This window comes from Hydrogenophaga flava NBRC 102514, assembly GCF_001571145.1.
Classification (GTDB): domain Bacteria; phylum Pseudomonadota; class Gammaproteobacteria; order Burkholderiales; family Burkholderiaceae_C; genus Hydrogenophaga; species Hydrogenophaga flava.
The window spans coordinates 23,463-42,134 of record NZ_BCTF01000005.1; the positions used below are offsets into that span (position 1 = coordinate 23,463).

The window sequence follows — 18,672 nt, forward strand, 5'->3', positions numbered from 1 at the left end:
GGATTGAAGTCACTTCACGCTCACCGCTCTTCCTTTCATGTCACTCGTTCTTTCTGTTCCTGCTTCTGTCATCACCGCGTCGGCCGCCTCTCTGGCCTGTCAGGCGGCGCTGGCGCATGCAGAGGCATTGGGCATTCGCATCAACGTGGCCGTGACCGATGCCTCGGGCACGCTGGCCGCGTTCTTGCGCATGCCCAATGCCTTTCTGCATTCGATCGACATCGCGATCGACAAGGCCTACACAGCGGCCAGCTTCGGCTTCCCCACTTCGCAGTGGGGTGGCGTGATCGGCGACGACGAACTGCTGCGCATCGGCCTGAACCAGCGCCAGCGCCTGGTGCTGTTCGGTGGCGGCCTGCCCATCGTGGCCGAGGGCCAACGCATCGGTGGCATCGGCGTGTCCGGCGGCTCGGCCGAACAGGACGAAGCCTGCGCCTGCGCCGGCCTGCAAGCCCTGGGTCTCGACTGATTTTTCTTTTCTCTCCTCACGCACCATGAAACAGTTCCTGAACTTCATCAATGGCGAATTTGTCGCCACCGACAAAACCTTCGACAACCGCAACCCGGCCACCAACGCCGTGGTGGGCCAGGTGCACGAGGCCGGCCAGCGCGAGGTCGACGCGGCCGTGGCCGCCGGCCGCGCGGCGCTCAAGGGCGAGTGGGGCCGGATGAGCGTGGTGCGCCGCGCCGAGCTGCTGCACGCGGTGGCCGACGAGATCAACCGCCGCTTCGACGACTTCCTCGCCGCCGAGCTGGCCGACACCGGCAAACCGCGCTCGCTGGCCTCGCACATCGACATCCCGCGCGGCGCGGCCAACTTCAAGATCTTCGCGGACATCGTCAAGAACGTGCCGACCGAAAGCTTCCAGATGACCACGCCCGACGGCGGCACGGCCATCAGCTACGGTGTGCGCACGCCCCTGGGCGTGGTCGGCGTGATCTGCCCCTGGAACCTGCCGCTGCTGCTGATGACCTGGAAGGTCGGCCCGGCCCTGGCCTGCGGCAACACCGTGATCGTCAAGCCCTCCGAAGAGACCCCCGCCACCGCCACGCTGCTGGGCGAGGTCATGAACACCGTGGGTATCCCGAAGGGCGTGTACCAGGTGCTGCACGGCTTCGGACCCGGCTCGGCCGGCGAGTTCATCACCAAACACCCGGGCGTCAACGGCATCACCTTCACCGGTGAGACCCGCACCGGCGAGGCCATCATGGCCGCGGCCGCCAAGGGCGTGCGCCCGGTTTCGTTCGAGCTCGGCGGCAAGAACGCCGGCATCGTGTTCGCCGACGCCGACTTCGACAAGGCCATCGCCGGCATCACGCGCAGCGCCTTCGAGAACTGCGGCCAGGTCTGCCTGGGCACCGAGCGCGTCTACGTGCAGCGCCCGATCTTCGACAAGTTCGTCTCTGCATTGAAAGAGAAGGCCGAGGGCCTGAAGATCGGCGGCCCCGACATGCCCGGCGTGGGCATCGGCCCGCTGATTTCGGCCGAACACAAGCAGAAGGTCATGGGCTACTACGCCAAGGCCAAGGCCGAGGGTGCGACCGTGGTCACCGGCGGCGGTGAGCCGGCCATGACGGGCGAATACGCCAACGGCCACTTCGTGCAGCCCACCATCTGGACCGGCCTGCCCGAGAGCGCCAGCGTGATCCGCGAAGAGATCTTTGGCCCCTGCTGTCACATCGCCCCCTTCGACACGGAAGAGGAAGCCGTCGCGCTGGCCAACGCCACCGACTACGGCCTGGCCACCACCGTCTGGACACAGGACCTCGGCAAGGCCCACCGCATGGCCGCCGCCATCGAGGTTGGCCTGTGCTGGATCAACAGCTGGTTCCTGCGCGACCTGCGCACCGCCTTCGGCGGCGCCAAGGCCTCGGGCATCGGCCGCGAAGGCGGTGTGCACTCGCTCGAGTTCTATACCGAGCTCCGCAACGTGATGGTGAAACTGTGAACGCTCCGCACAACCCCGAAATCGCCCGCAGCGTCCGCACGGGCGCCTTCCACAGCAACGTGCACGACCTCGGCGCCTCCAAGCCAGGCCAGCCGCCGGTGCTGTTCATCCACGGCTCCGGGCCGGGCGTGAGCGCCTGGGCCAACTGGCGCCTGGCGATGCCCGTCATCGCGCAGGAGCGCCGCGTGATCGCGCCCGACATGGTGGGCTTCGGCTACACCGACCGCCCGGCCGGCATCACCTACACCATGGACACCTGGGTCCAGCAGGCGCTGGACGTGATGGACGCCATGGGCGTGGCGCAGGCCGACGTGGTGGGCAACAGCTTCGGCGGTGCGCTCTCGCTGGCGCTGGCCGTTCGCGCGCCGCAGCGTGTGCGCCGCCTGGTGCTCATGGGCTCGGTCGGTGTGCCCTTCCCGATCACGCCGGGCCTGGACGCCGTCTGGGGCTACGAGCCCTCGCTGGCCACCATGAAACAGTTGCTGGACATCTTTGCCCACAGCCGCGCGCTGGTGACGGACGAGCTGGCCGAGTTGCGCTACCAGGCCAGCATCCGCCCCGGCTTCCAGGAGTCCTTCTCGGCGATGTTCCCCGCCCCGCGCCAGCGCTGGGTCGACGCCATGGCCAGTCCGGAAGCCGCGATCCGCGCACTGCCGCACGAAACACTCATCGTGCACGGTCGCGAAGACAAAGTGATCCCGCTGCAGACCTCGCTCACGCTGAGCCAGTGGATTCCCAACAGCCAGCTCCACGTGTTCGGCCACTGCGGCCACTGGACGCAGATCGAACACGCCGCGCGCTTCGCCCAGCTGGTGTCGAACTTCCTCGCCGAAGCCGATGCCCAGTCCGCCAAGACCTCCCCATAAGGCACACCCACCATGATCTCCATCGACACCCTGGGCGACGAGCTCTACACCGCGCTGCGCGACCGTCAGGTCGTCGAGCCCCTCTCCAACCGCTTCCCCGACATCACCATCGAGCAGGCCTACCGCATCCAGGAGCGCATGCTGAAGCGGCGCCTGCAGGCCGGCGAGCGCATCATCGGCAAGAAGATCGGCGTGACCTCGGCCGCCGTGATGAACATGCTGGGCGTGCACCAGCCGGACTTCGGCTACCTGACCGACGCCATGGTGGTCAACCAGGGCGAGGCCATCGACATCTCCACGCTGATCCAGCCCAAGGCCGAAGGCGAGATCGCCTTCCTGCTCAAGCGCGACCTGATGGGCCCGGGCGTGGGTGTGTCCGACGTGCTGGCCGCCACCGAGTGCGTGATGCCCTGCTTCGAGATCGTCGACTCGCGCATCCGCGACTGGAAGATCAAGATCACCGACACCGTGGCCGACAACGCATCGTGTGGCGTGTTCGTGCTGGGCGACCGCGCGGTCAGCCCGCTGGCGCTGGACCTGCAAACCTGCGGCATGGTGCTGGAGAAGAACGGCGAGGTCGTCGCCACCGGCGCGGGCGCCGCGGCCCTGGGCTCGCCGCTGAACGCCGTGGCCTGGCTGGCCAACACCATGGGCCGCCTGGGCATTCCGCTCAAGGCCGGCGAGGTGGTGCTCTCGGGCGCGCTGGCCGCCATGTTCCCAGCCGCCAAGGGCGACTTCTTCCGTGTCTCCATCGGCGGGCTGGGCGAGTGCTCGGTGCGCTTCCACTGATCCTGCGGAGCCCCTCACCATGAACCTCAAGCAAGCCACCATCGCCGCCCTGGCCGAGCACCTGGAGAACTGCCAGCTGCAGGCCCGCGACACCACCAAGATCACCGACGAGCACCCGGACATGGACTGGGAGGACGCCTACGCCATCCAGGCCGCCATCCTGGCGCGCAAGCAGGGGCGCAGCCTGAAGCTCGCGGGGCTCAAGGCCGGCCTGACCTCGTTCGCCAAGATGAAGCAGATGGGCGTGGCCTCGCCCGTGTTCGGCTTCATGACCGAGGACTACGCCGTGCCGCACGGCGGCGAGGTCAAGACCAGCGAACTCATCCACCCCAAGGTCGAACCCGAGATCGCCTTCGTGCTCAAGCGCGCGCTCAGCGGCCCGGGCTGCCACATGGGCACCGTGCTCGCCGCGACCGACTTCGTGCTGCCCGGCATTGAGGTGATCGACAGCCGCTACCGCGACTTCAAGTTCGACCTCAAGAGCGTGATCGCCGACAACACCTCGGCCGCGCGCTTCGTGGTCGGCGGCCAGCCCATGAAGGTGGACGGCCAGGACCTGCGCACAGTCGGCATCGTGATGGAGAAGAACGGCCTGCCCGTGGCCTTCGGCGCCGGCGCCGCCGTGCTTGGCCACCCCGCAACTGCGATTGCCATGCTGGCCAACCACCTGGGCGCGCGGGGCGAAGAGATCCCCGCCGGCACGCTGATCCTGTCCGGTGGCATCACCGAGGCCGTGTCCGTTGCCGCGGGCGACTCGGTGACCTTGAAAGTGCAAGGCATGGGCAGCACGGGCCTCCGTTTCATTTGAAGTTCAGAGAAAGACAGCCATGAGCAAGAAGATCAAATGCGCCCTGATCGGGCCCGGCAACATCGGCACCGACCTGCTGGCCAAGCTGCAGCGCAGCCCGGTGCTCGAACCCGTGTGGATGGTCGGCATCGACCCCAACTCAGACGGCCTCAAACGCGCGAAAGAGATGGGCATCAAGACCACCGCCGAGGGCGTGGACGGCCTGATCCCTCACATGAAGGCCGACGGTGTGCAGATCGTTTTCGACGCCACCAGCGCCTATGTGCACGCCGAGAACTCGCGCAAGGTCAACGAACAGGGCGCGATGATGATCGACCTCACGCCCGCGGCCATCGGCCCCTACTGCGTACCGCCCGTGAACCTCAAGCAGCACGTCGGCCAGCGCGAGATGAACGTGAACATGGTCACCTGCGGTGGCCAGGCCACCATCCCCATGGTCTACGCGGTCAGCCGCGTGCAGCCCGTGAGCTACGGCGAGATCGTCGCCACCGTGTCCAGCAAATCCGTCGGCCCCGGCACGCGCAAGAACATCGACGAGTTCACCCGCACCACGGCCGGCGCGGTCGAGAAGGTGGGCGGCGCCAAGAAGGGCAAGGCCATCATCGTGATCAACCCGGCCGAGCCGCCGCTGATCATGCGCGACACGGTGCACTGCCTGGTCGAGGGCAAGCCCGACGAGGCCGCCATCACGAAGTCGGTCCACGACATGATCAAGGAAGTGCAGAAGTACGTGCCGGGCTACAAGCTGGTCAACGGCCCCGTCTTCGACGGCCAGCGCGTCTCGGTCTTCATGGAGGTCGAGGGCCTGGGCGACTACCTGCCCAAGTACGCCGGCAACCTGGACATCATGACCGCCGCCGCCGCGCGCACGGCCGAAATGTTTGCCGAAGAAATCCTCAAGGGCGAGCTGGTGCTCGAACCCGTGGCCGCCTGACCCGGAGCCCCACCATGAGCCAGAAAAAAATCACCCTGCACGACATGACCCTGCGCGACGGGATGCATCCCAAGCGCCACCTGATGACGCTCGACCAGATGAAGAGCATCGCCTGCGGCCTGGACGCCGCCGGTGTGCCGCTGATCGAGGTCACGCACGGCGACGGCCTGGGCGGCTCCAGCGTCAACTACGGCTTCCCGGCCCACAGCGACGAGGAGTACCTGGGCACCGTGATCCCGCTGATGAAGCAGGCCAAGGTCTCGGCCCTGCTGCTGCCGGGCATCGGCACCGTCGACCATCTGAAGATGGCGCACGGCCTGGGCGTGCACACCATCCGCGTGGCGACGCACTGCACCGAAGCCGACGTGAGCGAACAGCACATCACCTACGCGCGCAAGCTCGACATGGACACCGTCGGCTTCCTGATGATGGCCCACATGAACAGCCCCGAAGGCCTGGTCACGCAGGCCAGGCTGATGGAGAGCTACGGCGCCAACTGCATCTACGTCACCGACTCGGCCGGCTACATGCTGCCCGCCGACGTGAAGGCCCGCCTGCAGGCCGTGCGCGACGCGCTCAAGCCCGAGACCGAGCTGGGCTTCCACGGCCACCACAACCTGGCCATGGGCGTGGCCAACTCGGTCGCCGCCATCGAGTGCGGCGCCACGCGCATCGACGCGGCCGCCGCCGGCCTGGGCGCGGGCGCGGGCAACACCCCCATGGAAGTGCTGGTCGCCGTGCTCGACCGCATGGGCGTGAACACCGGCGTGGACGTCTGGAAGATCCAGGACGTGGCCGAAGACCTCGTCACCCCCATCATGGACTTCCCGATCCGCATCGACCGCGACGCGCTCACGCTGGGCTACGCCGGCGTGTACGGCAGCTTCCTGCTGTTCGCCAAACGCGCCGCCGTGAAGTACGGCCTGTCGGCGCGCGACATCCTGGTCGAGCTGGGCCGCAAGAAGATGGTCGGCGGCCAGGAAGACATGATCGAAGACACCGCCATGACCATGGCGCGCGAGCGCGATGTGCGCCTGCAGAAAAAAGCCGCCTGAGGAGACCGCACCATGCCGTTCGCACAGATCTACATGCTCGAAGGCCGCACGCCCGAGCAGAAGAAGGCCGTGATCGAAAAGGTCACCCAGGCGCTGCACGAGGCGACTGACGCGAAGAAGGAAACCATCCGCGTCTGGATCCACGAGATGCCCAAGGAGAACTGGGGCATCGCGGGCGTCAGCGCCAAGGACCTCGGGCGCTGACCATGGCACCGATCGCCGTCCACCGCTACGACGGGCGCGTGGTCGTGGTGACCGGCGCCGCGCAGGGCATCGGCCGGGCCTGCGCGCTGCGCATGGCGGCAGAGGGCGCAAGCGTGGTGCTGGTGGACCGCGCCGCCGGCCCCTGCGAAGCGGTGCGCGACCAGATCACCGCCCACGGCGGCGATGCCCTGCTTGTGGCGGCCGACCTGGAGCAGCACGAGGGCGCGCAGGCCGTGGTGCAGGCGGCCCTGCAGGCCCACGGCCGCGTCGACGTGTCGGTGCACAACGTGGGCGGCACCATCTGGGCCAAGCCGTTCTGGGAGTACACGCCCGACGAGATGCAGCGCGAGATCAGCCGCTCGCTCTGGCCCACGCTGTGGTGCTGCCGCGAGATGGCCGCGCTGATGAAGCGCCAGGGCCAGGGCGCCATCGTGAATGTCGGCTCCATCGCCACGCGCGGCATCTACCGCGTGCCCTACGCCGCGGCCAAGGGGGGCGTGCACGCGATGACCGTGGCCATGGCGATGGAACTCGCCGAGTTCGGCGTGCGCGTCAACTGCGTCTCGCCCGGCGCCATCGACAACGGCCAGCGCATCGTGCCGCGCAACCCGCAGCCGCTGAGCGAGGCGGAAACCGGCTGGATGAAAGCGATCTACACCCAGTCGCTGCGCGACACGCCGATGAACCGCCTGGGCACGCCGGAGGAGATCGCCGCGGCCATCGGCTTCCTGGGCGCGCCCGAGGCCTCGTACATCACCGGCCAGGTGCTGTTCGTGGGCGGCGGCGCCATCGGCTGAGGGCTTCGGGTCTTTCCACCGGCTGGTGACAATGGTGCACACCCTGTTCACCGCACCCCGAGGAGAAGACTGATGACCGCTCCCCACCTGTCACTGGCCGAGATCGCCGCCCGCCTGCGCCGCCGTGAAACGACGGCGGTGGCGCTGATCGACGCCTGCGCACAGAACCACGCGCGCACCGAGCCCCGACTCAACGCCTACAAGACCTGGGACGGCGAACGCGCCCGCACCGCCGCCGCGGCGGTCGACACCCTGCTGGACCAGGGCATGGACCTGGGCCCGCTGATGGGCCTGCCGGTGTCGGTGAAAGATCTGTACGGCGTGCCCGGCCTGCCGGTGTTTGCCGGCAGCGACGAGGCCCTGCCCGAAGCCTGGCAAGCAGCCGGGCCGCTGGTCGCGCGGCTGCAGCAGCAATTGGGCATCGTGGTCGGCAAGACGCACACGGTCGAGTTCGCGTTCGGCGGCCTCGGCGTCAACGCCCACTGGGGTACGCCCTGGAACCCCTGGTCGCGCGACGAACACCGCGTGCCCGGCGGGTCGAGCGCGGGCGCGGGCGTTTCGCTGGTGCAGGGCAGCGCCCTGCTGGCGCTGGGCACCGACACGGCGGGCTCGGTGCGCGTGCCCGCGTCCATGACCGGGCAGGTGGGCCTGAAGACCACGGTGGGGCGCTGGCCGGTCGAGGGCATCGTGCCCCTGTCGTCTTCGCTCGACACCGCGGGCGTGCTCACCCGCACGGTGGAAGACCTGGCCTACGCCTTCGCCGCGCTCGGCCCCGAACACCAGGGCCTACCCGCGCCCGCCCCGGCGCGCCTGCAGGGCCTGCGCGTCGGCGTGCCGACGAACCACTTCTGGGACGACATCGACCCGAGCATCGGCGCCGTGGTGGAGGCCAGCATCGAACGCCTCGCGCAGGCCGGCGCACAGGTGGTCCGCCTGCCGCTGCCGCACTGCGAAGAAGCCTTCGACATCTTCCGCCGCGGCGGCCTGGCGGCGTCCGAACTCGCGGCCTACATGGACCTGAATTTTCCGCACAAGGTGGAGCGGCTGGACCCGGTGGTGCGCGACCGCGTGCGCTGGGCCGAGCAGGTGTCTTCCGTCGAGTACCTGCGGCGCAAGGCCGTGCTGCAGCGCTGCGGCGCGGGCGCGGTCCGGGTGTTCGACGACGTCGACGTGCTGCTCACGCCCACCGTGCCCGCCTCGCCGCCGCGGCTGGCCGACATCGGCACGGTGGAGACCTACGCGCTGGCCAACATGAGGGCCATGCGCAACACCGCCATCAGCAACCTGTTCGGCTGGTGCGCGCTGACCATGCCCGTGGGGCTGGATGCGAACCGCATGCCGGTGGGCCTGCAGCTGATGGGGCCGCCGCGCGCCGAAGCGCGGCTGATCGGCATCGCGCTCGGCATCGAGGCCCTGATCGGCCAGGGCCACGCGCTGCTGGGCACGCCCGACCTGTCCTGACCGGAGCACACCCATGGACGACCCCGTTGCGCAATCTGCCGAACGCATCTGGGCCGCCCGCCAGGCCGGTCACACGCTCGACGCCGAGGCCACCATCGGCACCCCCGACCTCGCCACCGCCTACGCCATCCAGCGCGCGCTGCTCGCGCTGCGCCTGGCCGCCGGCGAGCGCGTGGTCGGCTGGAAGCTGGGCTACACCTCCGAGGTGATGCGCCGCCAGATGGGCATAGCCCGGCCCAACATCGGGCCGCTGACCGACTGGATGCTGCTCGGTTCGGGCGACGCGGTGCACGAGCGCCTGGTGCAGCCGCGCGTGGAACCTGAGATCGGGCTGCGCCTGAAGACCGCCCTCGACGCGCGGCACGCGCCCGTCGACCGCCACAGCGTGGCCGCCGCCGTGGAAGGCGCCTACACCTGCCTTGAAGTCGTGCACTCCACCTGGACCGGCTACCGTTTCAACCTCGAACAGAACACCGCCGACAACGCGTCCGCCGGCCAGGTGGTTGTCGGGCCGCGCTTGCCGGTAACCGACCTGATGGCGCTCGACACCGTGGTGGTGCAACTGAGCGACGGCAGCCAAACGCTGGGCCAGGGCGTGGGCGCCGACGCCGACGGGCACCCGCTGGATGCGGTGGCGCGGCTGGTGCGGGAGCTGGCTGCGAATGGTCAGCGGCTGGAGGCGGGGGATCTGGTGATCACGGGCGGGTTGACGAAGGCTTGTGCGCTGGAGGTGGGTGGTTGGCTTTCAGCGCACTTTTGCGGTGGGGACGCGTGGTCAACCGAAGTGGTGGTCTATCAATCAGCACAGTAACTTTGCTGTTTTCGAATTGGTTCGCCTTGAGAGCTTCAGGCGTCCATGCTCCACACCTTCCTCCGAAGCGAAGGTATCGTCGATCAACCGAGAGTTGCGTGCCGGACCTCAATGTCCGCGTTGATTTTTAAGGCGGGTTCCCAACACACGTATGCGATCAGCAAAACACCAAAGCCGCTCCGGTTTTGATGGACGCCTCGCAACCCCGAATCAGTCGGATGCAGCTGAACGACTCAATGCCAAACTGTTGCCAGCGCACCTGCCCTGCCCCGGGTGCTCCGGCGGCTTCCCAAACTTCGTCCGACTCGCAATTCAGGTCTTCCGGAAGTTCAAGCACACGAGCAAGAGCCTTGCACTCCGCAAGTAGGCGGTGAGCAGATCCGATCGCCCCCCCGACACGGTCAGACAACTCCCCGGGATCGATCACCTGGGCGAAGTCCACGGGCACATAGAACCCTTCGGCGTCGCCGTGCAGCATCAGATGCTGAAACGGCAAATCACTGATATCGCCATCGCCTACCGCCTCGTAGTACTTCTCCACAACCGGATCGTCGTCAGGGGCTTCGCTAGATGGCGCATAGAGCGATTGATCCAAAGCAACATACGCAGCAAGCCGCCGCAGGTGGTGAAGGCCCGAATATCCATACATCTCGCAGGAAAACCAATCGTCTTCTGGGAGCTCTGGTGGCTCGGAATACCCCGAAAGTCCCTGGCGTTCGAGACATGCACCGACTGCTTTGATGCTTTGAATGAATTCATCAGCGAACTCCGGGTCTTCCCGCCGTACATCTGCGAGATAGCCCACCATCAGACCAAGCCCCATCACAGCCCCCTTCTACACATTTGTTTGGAAACGGGGAGTGTGCATCAAGCGCACCAACCTCCATTCCACATGGTTAGCAAGGCACCGGCATCTTGAACGCCGCCCGCGCCCGATCCACCTGTGGGGCCACGATGCAGCCGGGCACGTGGTCGTTCAGCAGGCCCATGGCCTGCATGAAGGCGTAGACGGTGGTGGGCCCGACAAATTTCCAGCCGCGCTTCTTCAGGTCTTTCGCCAGGGCCACCGCCTCGGGAGAGGTCGTCACGGTTTGTGGGGGCGCGGCGTGGGCGCGGCCCGGTTCGTAGCGCCAGAAGTAGGCCGCGAGCGAGCCGCACTCGGCCTGAAGGTTGACGGCGCGGCCGGCGTTGTGAATGACGGCTTCGATCTTGCCGCGGTGACGGACGATGCCTTCGTCCTGCAACAGGCGGGCAACCTGGCGCTCGCCGTAGCCCGCCATGCGGTGGAAGTCGAATCCGTCGAATGCCTTTCGGAAGTTCTCGCGCTTGGCGAGGATGGTTCGCCAGCTCAGGCCCGACTGGAAGCTCTCCAGGCAGAGCTTCTCGAACAGGCGGATGTCGTCGCCCACCGGGAAGCCCCATTCCTGGTCGTGGTAGGCCTCGTACTCGGGCGTGGCGGCGCACCAGCGGCAACGCGGCTGACCGTCGCTGCCGGTCACGGTCTGGGCTTTACTCATGCGGCGCTCTCGCTGCCGGCGAGGAGCGCAGCCACGCCTGACGCCATCACGGACGGGGCGGCGGGGTGGATGTCGGCCGTCACCACGCCGTGCACGACGAAGGGGTCTTGCGCGATGCGGGCATGAACGGCGGCGGCATCGGTGCCCACGGCGATCACCAGGCCGCCCTGCCCCTGGTCGAGCGAGCCGGCCAGCAGGAAGCTGCCGTCGGCGATGCCGTCCTGGATCCATTGTTTGTGCCCGGCCATCCACTGGCCGGCCTGTGCGCGGTTGGGGCCGAATCGCAAAAAGACGATGAACACGGTGGTGCTGTGAGGGTTCATGGGGCGGTCTTTCGTCTGGGCCGGTTCGCGGCCGCCGGGTTGGGAACGAAGCTGGCAAGCCACTCGGCCACCGCGTCCACTTCGCGCTGGATGAAGGTTTCGTCGTGGAAGGTGTTGGCCAGCATGGCGACGCCCTGGCTGCGCGCGAGCAGGTGCAGCGCCAGTTCGTCGGCGCGCGGCGCATGGCCCAGGGCCTCGAACTGGGTGCGCAGCCAGTCGCGGAACTGGCCAAAGATCATTCCGGCGTCGCCCTGCGCGGGGTGGTCGAGCTTGGCGAGTTCGGCGCACAGCGTTCCTACCGGGCAGCCGTAGCGCTGGATGTCGTGCCGGTTGCGCACCAGCATCTCCGCAAAGCAGCGCAGCCGGTCCTGCGGTGTTGCGGCGTCCCGCGTCCATGTGTCCAGCATGGACTGGGTTCGCACCGAACGCAGCGCGATGACCGCGCCCAGGATGTCGTCCTTGGTTCTGAAGTGGTAATAGAAGTTGCCCCGCGAGAGGCCGACGGCGTCGGCGATGTCGGCGAAGGAGGTCTTCTCGAACCCCCGTTGGTAGAACAGGGTGTCCGCCGCGTCGACGATGCGCGCTCGGGTGGTGGGTGTGGCTTCGGCAGCGCTCATGATGGTGAGGGCATGGTGGGCGGGTGTTTCTAGGACGATTGGCCTAGGCAGTATAGGACAGGCGTCCTAAACAGAGCAACGGGAGTAGAAGATTCAGCTTTGCCCGGTAGGTCACTTGTTGTTAAAACTGTATGGATGTACAGTACATTCTCCGACCACCACACCACATGAGAGGCCCCACATGCTCGACCACATGACGTTTCGCGTGACCAACATCGCCCAAGCCAAGGCCTTCTACAGTGCGGCCCTGGCGCCGCTGGGTTACAGCGTCTGCTTTGAAGGGAACTACGGTTCCAACATCCTCGGTCTGGCCTACCCGGACGCCGCCGAGCCCGACGGCAAAAAGGCGGATGTGTGGTTCATCGACGGGCCATCGCCTTACGGCGGGCCGGCGGCCACCACGGGTTGCCATCTGGCGTGGCGCGCACAAAGCCGCGCGCAGGTGGACACCTTCTACAAGGCGGCCATCGCCGCCGGCGGCAAGGACAACGGCGCGCCCGGCCTGCGCCCGGACTACCACCCCAACTACTACGGTGCTTTCGTGATCGACCCCGAGGGCAACAACATCGAAGCGGTCTGCCATCTGCCCGAGTGAGCGCAGCCGGGCGGTGGCGAGGATGCCTTCGGGCGGATAGCGGTTGGAATGGCCCATGTCCAGCGAGGCATCGCCATAGGCCTCCCAGTAACAATCGGGTAAGACAAGGTTCCGTAGCATGGGCTTTTCAACACCGAAGGCCCCCCATGCAAACAATGTTTCGTTCTGCACACCTGTGCGCCAGTGCCGTTGGACTGGCACTGTTCACGACAGCGGCACAGGCCGACGGCCCGGGCCAGGAGGGCCAGGGCGCCTCGTGGAGCCTCGGTCTGGGCGTGGGGAGCGAAACATCGCCCTACCGGGGAGTGGACACGGAAACCAAGGCGCTTCCCGTGCTGGCTTTCGAAAACGCCCATGTGCGCCTGTTCGGCCCGTCGCTGGACGTGAAGCTGCCTTCCACCGGCGCCGTGTCGTGGGCCTTGCGGGCGCGCTATTCGGACCAGGGCTACAAGGCGAGCGACGCGGCGGAGCTTGCGGGCATGGCCGAGCGCAAGGGCGGCTTCTGGCTGGGCGGCCGGGCGGACTGGCGCCAGCCCTGGGGGCAGTTGTCCGGAGAGTGGCTGGCGGACGCCAGCGACCGCAGCGGGGGCCAGCAGTTCAAGCTGGAGGCCAGCCAGCGCTTTCCGCTCGGCGGGGTGAGCGTGAGGCCGCACATCGGCCTGGTGTGGCAGGACCGTTCGATGGTCGACTATTACTACGGTGTCGGCCAGCAGGAGTCGCGCCCGGGGCGCGCGGCCTACGCCGGAAAATCGACGCTCAACACCGAGCTCGGTCTGCAGGTAATGGTGCCGCTGGCGCCCGGACACAGCGTGATGATGGGGCTGACCCACACCCTGCTCGGCTCGGGCATCAAGAACAGCCCGCTGGTGGACCGGAGCGGCGTGTCGGCGGTGCGCGCTGCCTACATCTTCCGTTTCTGAACCGCCCAACAAGCCCGACCCACGATGCAACGCGTGCTGCTGCTGGAAGACCATGACCGCCTGGCCGCGCTGGTGCGCCAGGCGATCGAGGGCGCGGGCCTGGCCTGCGACACGGTGGCCAGCGCCAGCCAGGCGTGGTCCGCGCTGCAGACGGTGGACTACGCCGCCGCGATCATCGACCGGGGGCTGCCCGACGGCGACGGTCTGGAGCTGGTGCGCCGCCTGCGTTCGGCCCAGCGGTTCGTGCCCTGTCTGATCCTGACCGCCCGCGACGCGCTGCACGACCGCGTGGACGGGCTCGAAGCCGGCGCGGACGACTACCTGAGCAAGCCGTTTCCGATGGCCGAGCTGGTGGCGCGCGTGCGGGCGCTGCTGCGCCGTCCGCCACAGCAGGTGCGGCTGAGCCCGAGCTGGGGCGATGTGCAACTGCACCCCGAGCAGGGCACGATGTCGCGGCGGGGCATCAGCTGTCCACTGCCGCGCACGGAGATGCAGATCATGCTGGCGCTGTTCAGGCACGAGGGCCTGCCGGTGCGGAGGTCGGCCCTGGAAGCGGCCGCCTGGGGCTCGCAGGAAGCCGTGACGCCGAATGCGCTGGACGTCGCGCTGCACCGGCTGCGCCGCAAGCTCGACGTGCTGGGCTCCAGCCTGCAGATCTCCAATGTTCGAGGGGTCGGTTATGCCGCAGTGGCTCGTTGACTGGCGCCAGAGCCTGGCGTTCAAGCTGATGGTCTCGTACCTGCTGGCCTGGGGGCTGGCCGCTGCGCTGGTCGGCGTTGCGGTGTGGGTGGCCCTGCAGTTCCAGCCCGCCGACAGCTCGTTTCGCAACGCGCAGCGCCTGACCCGGTTGCTGGGCGATTCGCTGGTGTTCGACGCGCAGGGACGGCCGCAGCGCATCGACGGCATGGACAGGCTGGAATGGCTGACCAGGGCGCTGCCCGACGATTTTTCCTACCGCGTCAGCGACCGCCAGGGCCGCGTGTTCCTCTCCTCGACGACGGCCGTCGGGGTGCAGCCGGAGCCTCCGCACCCGCTCGAAGGCCACACGCTGTTGATCGAACACGCCGGACAGACCTGGGAAGTGCATGCGACGGTCAGCCAACGCCTGATCGACCTGATTCACCTCAGCGCCGACCACCACCTGCGTGGTGTGGCGCTGGCGACCGCCGGCATGTCCATCCTGCTGCTGGGCGCGGTGCTGTGGGTCGTCATCCAGCGGCTGCTGCGCCCGCTGCGCGAGGCCTCCGCCCAGGCCATGCAGATCAACCCGCAGCAGTTGTCGCTGCGTCTGGAGGAGGACGACCTGCCCGGCGAACTCAAGCCGCTGGTGCGCGCCTTCAACCAGGTGCTGGACCGCCTGGAGACGGGCTTTCGACACCAACAGCGCTTTCTGGCCAATGCCGCGCACGAACTGAAGACGCCGCTGGCCCTGCTGCGCGGGCAGATCGAGCTGGGCGGCGCGCACCAGACCGAGCAGTTGCTCGCCGATGTGGACCAGCTGGCGCGGCAGGTGCAGCAGCTGCTGTTGCTGGCCGAGGTGAGCGAGCCCAGCAACTTCAAGAGCGAAACCATCCACCTCATGCCGCTGGCGCACGAGGTGCTGGGCTTTCTGGAACCGCTGGCCAGGCAACGTGGCGTCAGGCTGGACCTTCACTTCTCGGATGCCCGAACGATGGTGGCGGGTGATCGCATGGCGCTGTTCGCGCTGCTGAGAAACCTGGTGGAGAACGCTCTGAACTTCGCCCCTGCCCACAGCACCGTTACGCTCGTGCTGAACGCGCAATCGCTGGAGGTGATCGACCAGGGCCCAGGCATCGACCCTGCGCACGTGGCGCATGTGTTCGATCGCTTCTGGCGCCACCCCGAGCGCCGCAGCCACGGCGCGGGCCTGGGCCTGGCGATCTGCAGGGAAATCGCCAACGCCCACCGCTGGCAATTGACAGCGCACACGCGTCAGCCGGGCGCCCTGTTCCGGCTGGAGTTCGGCTGACGCGCCGTCACCCCCTGACGGGCCTGGCGCCTACCACCGTTTTCTTTCACTTCAACAGGAGTCACCCATGATCCGCAAGCTGGCCGCCGTCGGTCTATTCGTCTCATTTCTGGCGATGGCCAGCTCCGGGATGATGATGTTCGTGATCGAGAAGCCCTCGTTCACGATCCAGATGCACCCTGTGCACAAGCTGTTCGGATTGCTGATGATCGTCTCTGTGATCGCCCACCTGAGCTTCAACTTCCGCGGCCTGCTCAACCACATGAAGACGCGCTCCGTGGCCTGGGTGGGCGGTGTGCTGGTCGTGCTGATGGTCCTGCTCTACGGCGTGGTCATCAACAACCAGGTGCCGGACGATCTGGCCCGGCAGATGGACGCCGCGGCAGCCCAGGCTGAGGCGGGGAAGTGAGCTGGGGGCGGTGCCGGAAACCGCGCTTGATTCAGTAGCCCCCGGAAGGAGAAGTAGACGAAGCAGGTGCAGCGCTTGCGAAACGCTGCACCAACCCCGACGCCGCCTTCACCAGCAGCGTCGTGTCCACCCCCACTGCCACGAACAGCGCGCCCGCGTCGAGGTACTGCTGCGCCAGCGCCGGGTCGGTCGCGAGGATGCCGGCGGCCTTGCCGGCGGCGCGCACGGTGGCGATGCCGTCGAGGATGACTTTCTGCACCTCGGGGTGGCCGGGCTGGCCGCGATAACCCATGCTGGCCGACAGGTCGGCCGGGCCGAAGAACACGCCGTCCACGCCCTCGGTCTCGGCAATCGCTTTCAGGTTGTTCACCGCGGTCACGGTCTCGGCCTGCACCAGCAGGCACATCTGGTCGTTGGCCTGGTTGAGGTAGTCGTCGACCTGGTTCCAGCGCGAGGCGCGCGCGAGCGCCGCGCCCATGCCGCGGATGCCTTCGGGCGGGTAGCGCATGGCCTGCACCATCAGCGCGGCCTGTTCGGCGGTGTCGATCATCGGGATCAGCAAGGTCTGCGCGCCAATGTCGAGGTATTGCTTGACGAGAGCGACGTCGGCCTGCACCGCGCGCACGACTGCGTGGGTCTTGCTGTAAGGCGCAACCGCACGCAGCTGGTCGAGGGCGGTGCGCGGGTCGTTGGGCGCGTGTTCGCCGTCGATGAGCAGCCAGTCAAAGCCGCAGCCGGCCAGGGCCTCGGCCACGTCGGGCGAGGCGAAGCCGACCCAGCAGCCGATCTGGGCTTTGCCGGCCTTGAGGGCGTCGCGGAAGGTGTTCTGGGGGATCTTCATGGGGTGTCGGGGTACAGGTGTTTCATCTGGCCCATGAGGCGCGTGAGGCCCATGAGCGCGTCCATGTTCGGCGTGGCCACGCCGAGGTGCTGACCGATTTCGCGCACCGCGCCGACCAGGGCGTCGAGCTCGATGGGGCGGCCCGCTTCCACGTCCTGCAGCATCGAGGTCTTGAAGGAGCCGAGCTTGCGCGTGACGGCGTGGCGGTCTTCGGGTTGCTGGTCGATGGGAATGCCAATGCGCGCACCGATGGCCTGCGCCTCGCGCATCACGGCGCTGCAGAAGCCGCGCACCAGCTCGTCGTCGAGGATGCGGTCGCAGGGCGCGCCGGTGATGGCCGAGACAGGGTTCATGGTCATGTTGCCCCAGAGTTTGAACCAGATGTCGCGCTGGATGCGCTCGGACACGGTGACGCCGAAACCGGCCTGCGTGAGCAGCTCGCCCAGCGCCTGCACGCGCGCAGACGTGCCGCCCGCGGGCTCGCCGATGATGAGCTGGTTGTTCTTGATGCGTTCGATGCGCGCGGGCTGGGGCGCGGCGGCGCTGGCGTGCACCACGCAGCCGATGACCTGCGATGTGGGGATGTTCTGCGCCGTCAGGCCCAGCGGGTCCACCGCCTTGAGCTGCAGGCCCGCGGCCTCGCCCGGCAGGCCGTCGAAAAACCACCAGGGCACGCCGTTCATGGCGACCAGCACGACCGTGTGCGGGCCCATGAGCGCGCGCACGGCGGGCGCGACCTGCGGCATGGCCGGGCCTTTGACCGAGACGATCACCAGGTCCTGCACGCCCAGGCTGGCCGCGTCGTCACTGGCGTTGACCGGCACGCTGTGTTCAGCACCATCGGCGTCGACCCAGGTCAGGCCGCGCTCGCGCAGCGCACGCAGGGTGTCTCCGCGCGCCACGGCCGAGAGCTGCAGCTGGCCAGCCGGCAGGCGCGAACCGAGCCAGCCGGCGAACAGGCCGCCGATGGCGCCGACGCCGACAACGGCGATCTTCTTGAAGCTTGTCGAATCAGTCATGCACGGTACCCCGGGTCGATGCGGTCGATCAGGCGCTGCATAGCAGCAAACGAATCCTCACCGGCGCCGTATTTGGGGTTGAAGTTGAGCGAGTCACGCACGCAGCCTTCGAGCACCGGTGCCGGAATGTGCCGGAGCTGGCCGAGCGTGGACGAGGCGACCTGGATCTCGCAGGCGCGCTGCACCAGCCAGAGGATGTTGAAGGCCTGCGGAAGCGTGTGGCCGATGACCACCGGGCCGTGGTTGCGCAGCAGCAGCACGCGCTTGCCGCCCGCACTGGCGAGGATGCGCGCGCCCTCTTCGCGGTGCACGGTGATGCCCTCGAAGTCGTGGTACGCCACCTGGTTGTGCAGCTGGGCGGCGTAGAAGTTGGTGTAGCTCAGGCCTTCTTCGCTGCAGCAGACGGCCATGGTAGGCGTGGTGTGCACGTGCATCAAGCAGTGCGCGTCGGGCAGGGTGGCGTGGATGGCGCCATGGAAGGTGAAGCCGGCCGGGTTGATGGGCCAGTCGTCGTTGCCGATGATGTTGCCGTCGACATCGACCTTGACCAGGTTGGACGCGGTGACCTCGGTGTAGTGCAGGCCGAAGGGGTTGATGAGGAAGTGGTCGTCCGGCCCCGGCACGCGCAGCGAGATGTGGTTGTAGATCAGCTCGGTCCAGCCCATGTGGGCAAAGATGCGGTAGCAGGCGGCGAGCTGCACGCGCGCCTGCCATTCGGCGTCGCTGAAGCGGGCGGGTTTGAGGAAGGCGTAGGCCATGGAGTCTCC

The 18,672-nt window shown here is 67.7% G+C and carries 23 protein-coding genes; 16 read left to right on the forward strand and 7 right to left on the reverse strand.

The window, feature by feature from the left end:
* The first annotated feature begins 37 nt into the window (after nucleotides 1-37).
* The 11 genes from HFL01S_RS06070 to HFL01S_RS06120 all read left to right on the forward strand — a co-directional run bounded on the left by HFL01S_RS06070 (nucleotide 38) and on the right by HFL01S_RS06120 (nucleotide 9,674).
* Entirely contained in the window at nucleotides 38-469 is a 432-nt protein-coding gene (locus HFL01S_RS06070; RefSeq protein ID WP_066256110.1) for a GlcG/HbpS family heme-binding protein, read from the forward strand.
* 25 nt (nucleotides 470-494) lie between these two features.
* Complete coding sequence (locus HFL01S_RS06075) at nucleotides 495-1,949, forward strand: 2-hydroxymuconic semialdehyde dehydrogenase (RefSeq protein WP_066256112.1); 1,455 nt, start codon at nucleotides 495-497, stop codon at nucleotides 1,947-1,949.
* Nucleotides 1,946-2,815, forward strand: a complete 870-nt coding sequence (locus HFL01S_RS06080) for an alpha/beta fold hydrolase (protein WP_066256114.1) — start codon at nucleotides 1,946-1,948, stop codon at nucleotides 2,813-2,815. Before HFL01S_RS06075 ends, HFL01S_RS06080 begins: the two co-directional genes overlap by 4 nt.
* Nucleotides 2,816-2,827: 12 nt before the next feature.
* The gene (dmpE, locus tag HFL01S_RS06085) at nucleotides 2,828-3,604 is read left to right on the forward strand and encodes a 2-oxopent-4-enoate hydratase (RefSeq protein ID WP_066256115.1); all 777 of its coding nucleotides are present in this window, start codon (nucleotides 2,828-2,830) and stop codon (nucleotides 3,602-3,604) included.
* A gap of 19 nt (nucleotides 3,605-3,623) precedes the next feature.
* Entirely contained in the window at nucleotides 3,624-4,412 is a 789-nt protein-coding gene (gene dmpH / locus HFL01S_RS06090) for a 2-oxo-3-hexenedioate decarboxylase (protein WP_066256118.1), read from the forward strand.
* A 19-nt stretch (nucleotides 4,413-4,431) separates the two neighbouring features.
* Complete coding sequence (locus tag HFL01S_RS06095) at nucleotides 4,432-5,346, forward strand: acetaldehyde dehydrogenase (acetylating) (protein ID WP_066256120.1); 915 nt, start codon at nucleotides 4,432-4,434, stop codon at nucleotides 5,344-5,346.
* 14 nt (nucleotides 5,347-5,360) lie between these two features.
* The gene (dmpG, locus tag HFL01S_RS06100; RefSeq protein WP_066256122.1) at nucleotides 5,361-6,401 is read left to right on the forward strand and encodes a 4-hydroxy-2-oxovalerate aldolase; all 1,041 of its coding nucleotides are present in this window, start codon (nucleotides 5,361-5,363) and stop codon (nucleotides 6,399-6,401) included.
* Nucleotides 6,402-6,413: 12 nt separating this feature from the next.
* Nucleotides 6,414-6,605 (forward strand): 2-hydroxymuconate tautomerase, encoded by a 192-nt coding sequence (thmT, locus tag HFL01S_RS06105; protein WP_066256127.1) that lies wholly within the window; start codon nucleotides 6,414-6,416, stop codon nucleotides 6,603-6,605.
* Nucleotides 6,606-6,607: 2 nt separating this feature from the next.
* Nucleotides 6,608-7,402, forward strand: a complete 795-nt coding sequence (locus HFL01S_RS06110) for a 1,6-dihydroxycyclohexa-2,4-diene-1-carboxylate dehydrogenase (RefSeq protein ID WP_066256128.1) — start codon at nucleotides 6,608-6,610, stop codon at nucleotides 7,400-7,402.
* 72 nt (nucleotides 7,403-7,474) lie between these two features.
* Entirely contained in the window at nucleotides 7,475-8,863 is a 1,389-nt protein-coding gene (locus HFL01S_RS06115) for an amidase (protein WP_066256131.1), read from the forward strand.
* Between the two features lie 13 nt (nucleotides 8,864-8,876).
* A complete protein-coding gene (locus tag HFL01S_RS06120; RefSeq protein WP_066256133.1) occupies nucleotides 8,877-9,674 on the forward strand; it encodes a 2-keto-4-pentenoate hydratase in 798 nt (265 codons plus the stop codon).
* A 157-nt stretch (nucleotides 9,675-9,831) separates the two neighbouring features.
* On the opposite strand, the gene HFL01S_RS25005 is transcribed toward HFL01S_RS06120, so the two are convergent.
* The 4 genes from HFL01S_RS25005 to HFL01S_RS06140 form a co-directional block, all read right to left on the reverse strand.
* Nucleotides 9,832-10,497, reverse strand: a complete 666-nt coding sequence (locus tag HFL01S_RS25005) for a putative DNA-mimic protein (RefSeq protein WP_157538775.1) — start codon at nucleotides 10,495-10,497, stop codon at nucleotides 9,832-9,834.
* Between the two features lie 73 nt (nucleotides 10,498-10,570).
* The gene (locus HFL01S_RS06130; protein WP_066256137.1) at nucleotides 10,571-11,191 is read right to left on the reverse strand and encodes a DNA-3-methyladenine glycosylase I; all 621 of its coding nucleotides are present in this window, start codon (nucleotides 11,189-11,191) and stop codon (nucleotides 10,571-10,573) included.
* A complete protein-coding gene (locus HFL01S_RS06135; RefSeq protein ID WP_245644742.1) occupies nucleotides 11,188-11,514 on the reverse strand; it encodes a YciI family protein in 327 nt (108 codons plus the stop codon). The genes HFL01S_RS06130 and HFL01S_RS06135 overlap by 4 nt, the downstream gene beginning before the upstream one ends.
* Complete coding sequence (locus HFL01S_RS06140; RefSeq protein ID WP_066256139.1) at nucleotides 11,511-12,131, reverse strand: TetR/AcrR family transcriptional regulator; 621 nt, start codon at nucleotides 12,129-12,131, stop codon at nucleotides 11,511-11,513. The genes HFL01S_RS06135 and HFL01S_RS06140 overlap by 4 nt, the downstream gene beginning before the upstream one ends.
* Nucleotides 12,132-12,312: 181 nt before the next feature.
* Here HFL01S_RS06140 and HFL01S_RS06145 point away from each other — a divergent pair, with 181 nt between their 5' ends.
* From HFL01S_RS06145 to HFL01S_RS06165, 5 genes are all read left to right on the forward strand, one after another.
* Nucleotides 12,313-12,726, forward strand: coding sequence for a VOC family protein (locus HFL01S_RS06145; RefSeq protein ID WP_066256142.1), 414 nt, complete (start codon nucleotides 12,313-12,315; stop codon nucleotides 12,724-12,726).
* A gap of 146 nt (nucleotides 12,727-12,872) precedes the next feature.
* Nucleotides 12,873-13,646, forward strand: coding sequence for a MipA/OmpV family protein (locus tag HFL01S_RS06150; RefSeq protein ID WP_084383122.1), 774 nt, complete (start codon nucleotides 12,873-12,875; stop codon nucleotides 13,644-13,646).
* Between the two features lie 24 nt (nucleotides 13,647-13,670).
* The gene (locus HFL01S_RS06155; protein WP_066256147.1) at nucleotides 13,671-14,345 is read left to right on the forward strand and encodes a response regulator transcription factor; all 675 of its coding nucleotides are present in this window, start codon (nucleotides 13,671-13,673) and stop codon (nucleotides 14,343-14,345) included.
* Nucleotides 14,326-15,636, forward strand: coding sequence for a sensor histidine kinase (locus tag HFL01S_RS06160; protein WP_066256149.1), 1,311 nt, complete (start codon nucleotides 14,326-14,328; stop codon nucleotides 15,634-15,636). Before HFL01S_RS06155 ends, HFL01S_RS06160 begins: the two co-directional genes overlap by 20 nt.
* A gap of 67 nt (nucleotides 15,637-15,703) precedes the next feature.
* Nucleotides 15,704-16,045: a DUF4405 domain-containing protein gene (locus HFL01S_RS06165; protein WP_066256151.1), complete on the forward strand. Its 342-nt coding sequence runs from the start codon at nucleotides 15,704-15,706 to the stop codon at nucleotides 16,043-16,045.
* A 31-nt stretch (nucleotides 16,046-16,076) separates the two neighbouring features.
* Here the strand turns inward: HFL01S_RS06165 and hpaI are convergent, their stop codons facing one another.
* Genes hpaI through HFL01S_RS06180 form a run of 3 tightly spaced genes read right to left on the reverse strand, consistent with a single transcriptional unit; the run spans nucleotide 16,077 to nucleotide 18,663 of the window.
* Nucleotides 16,077-16,886 (reverse strand): 4-hydroxy-2-oxoheptanedioate aldolase, encoded by an 810-nt coding sequence (hpaI, locus tag HFL01S_RS06170; RefSeq protein WP_066256154.1) that lies wholly within the window; start codon nucleotides 16,884-16,886, stop codon nucleotides 16,077-16,079.
* Nucleotides 16,883-17,905, reverse strand: coding sequence for a 2-dehydropantoate 2-reductase (locus HFL01S_RS06175; RefSeq protein WP_066256156.1), 1,023 nt, complete (start codon nucleotides 17,903-17,905; stop codon nucleotides 16,883-16,885). The genes hpaI and HFL01S_RS06175 overlap by 4 nt, the downstream gene beginning before the upstream one ends.
* On the reverse strand, nucleotides 17,902-18,663 hold the full coding sequence (locus tag HFL01S_RS06180) for a class II aldolase/adducin family protein (RefSeq protein WP_066256158.1): 762 nt from the start codon (nucleotides 18,661-18,663) through the stop codon (nucleotides 17,902-17,904). Before HFL01S_RS06180 ends, HFL01S_RS06175 begins: the two co-directional genes overlap by 4 nt.
* Nucleotides 18,664-18,672: the final 9 nt, after the last annotated feature.

Excerpts from the sequence above, each read along its gene's own strand:
- HFL01S_RS06070 (WP_066256110.1), top strand. The coding sequence starts at position 38 with ATGTCACTCGTTCTTTCTGTTCCTGCTTCTGTCATCACCGCGTCGGCC.
- HFL01S_RS06075 (WP_066256112.1), top strand. The coding sequence starts at position 495 with ATGAAACAGTTCCTGAACTTCATCAATGGCGAATTTGTCGCCACCGAC.
- dmpE (WP_066256115.1), top strand. The coding sequence starts at position 2,828 with ATGATCTCCATCGACACCCTGGGCGACGAGCTCTACACCGCGCTGCGC.
- dmpH (WP_066256118.1), top strand. The coding sequence starts at position 3,624 with ATGAACCTCAAGCAAGCCACCATCGCCGCCCTGGCCGAGCACCTGGAG.
- HFL01S_RS06095 (WP_066256120.1), top strand. The coding sequence starts at position 4,432 with ATGAGCAAGAAGATCAAATGCGCCCTGATCGGGCCCGGCAACATCGGC.
- dmpG (WP_066256122.1), top strand. The coding sequence starts at position 5,361 with ATGAGCCAGAAAAAAATCACCCTGCACGACATGACCCTGCGCGACGGG.
- thmT (WP_066256127.1), top strand. The coding sequence starts at position 6,414 with ATGCCGTTCGCACAGATCTACATGCTCGAAGGCCGCACGCCCGAGCAG.
- HFL01S_RS06110 (WP_066256128.1), top strand. The coding sequence starts at position 6,608 with ATGGCACCGATCGCCGTCCACCGCTACGACGGGCGCGTGGTCGTGGTG.
- HFL01S_RS06115 (WP_066256131.1), top strand. The coding sequence starts at position 7,475 with ATGACCGCTCCCCACCTGTCACTGGCCGAGATCGCCGCCCGCCTGCGC.
- HFL01S_RS06120 (WP_066256133.1), top strand. The coding sequence starts at position 8,877 with ATGGACGACCCCGTTGCGCAATCTGCCGAACGCATCTGGGCCGCCCGC.
- HFL01S_RS25005 (WP_157538775.1), bottom strand. The coding sequence starts at position 10,497 with ATGGGGCTTGGTCTGATGGTGGGCTATCTCGCAGATGTACGGCGGGAA.
- HFL01S_RS06130 (WP_066256137.1), bottom strand. The coding sequence starts at position 11,191 with ATGAGTAAAGCCCAGACCGTGACCGGCAGCGACGGTCAGCCGCGTTGC.
- HFL01S_RS06135 (WP_245644742.1), bottom strand. The coding sequence starts at position 11,514 with ATGAACCCTCACAGCACCACCGTGTTCATCGTCTTTTTGCGATTCGGC.
- HFL01S_RS06140 (WP_066256139.1), bottom strand. The coding sequence starts at position 12,131 with ATGAGCGCTGCCGAAGCCACACCCACCACCCGAGCGCGCATCGTCGAC.
- HFL01S_RS06145 (WP_066256142.1), top strand. The coding sequence starts at position 12,313 with ATGCTCGACCACATGACGTTTCGCGTGACCAACATCGCCCAAGCCAAG.
- HFL01S_RS06150 (WP_084383122.1), top strand. The coding sequence starts at position 12,873 with ATGCAAACAATGTTTCGTTCTGCACACCTGTGCGCCAGTGCCGTTGGA.
- HFL01S_RS06155 (WP_066256147.1), top strand. The coding sequence starts at position 13,671 with ATGCAACGCGTGCTGCTGCTGGAAGACCATGACCGCCTGGCCGCGCTG.
- HFL01S_RS06160 (WP_066256149.1), top strand. The coding sequence starts at position 14,326 with ATGCCGCAGTGGCTCGTTGACTGGCGCCAGAGCCTGGCGTTCAAGCTG.
- HFL01S_RS06165 (WP_066256151.1), top strand. The coding sequence starts at position 15,704 with ATGATCCGCAAGCTGGCCGCCGTCGGTCTATTCGTCTCATTTCTGGCG.
- hpaI (WP_066256154.1), bottom strand. The coding sequence starts at position 16,886 with ATGAAGATCCCCCAGAACACCTTCCGCGACGCCCTCAAGGCCGGCAAA.
- HFL01S_RS06175 (WP_066256156.1), bottom strand. The coding sequence starts at position 17,905 with ATGACTGATTCGACAAGCTTCAAGAAGATCGCCGTTGTCGGCGTCGGC.
- HFL01S_RS06180 (WP_066256158.1), bottom strand. The coding sequence starts at position 18,663 with ATGGCCTACGCCTTCCTCAAACCCGCCCGCTTCAGCGACGCCGAATGG.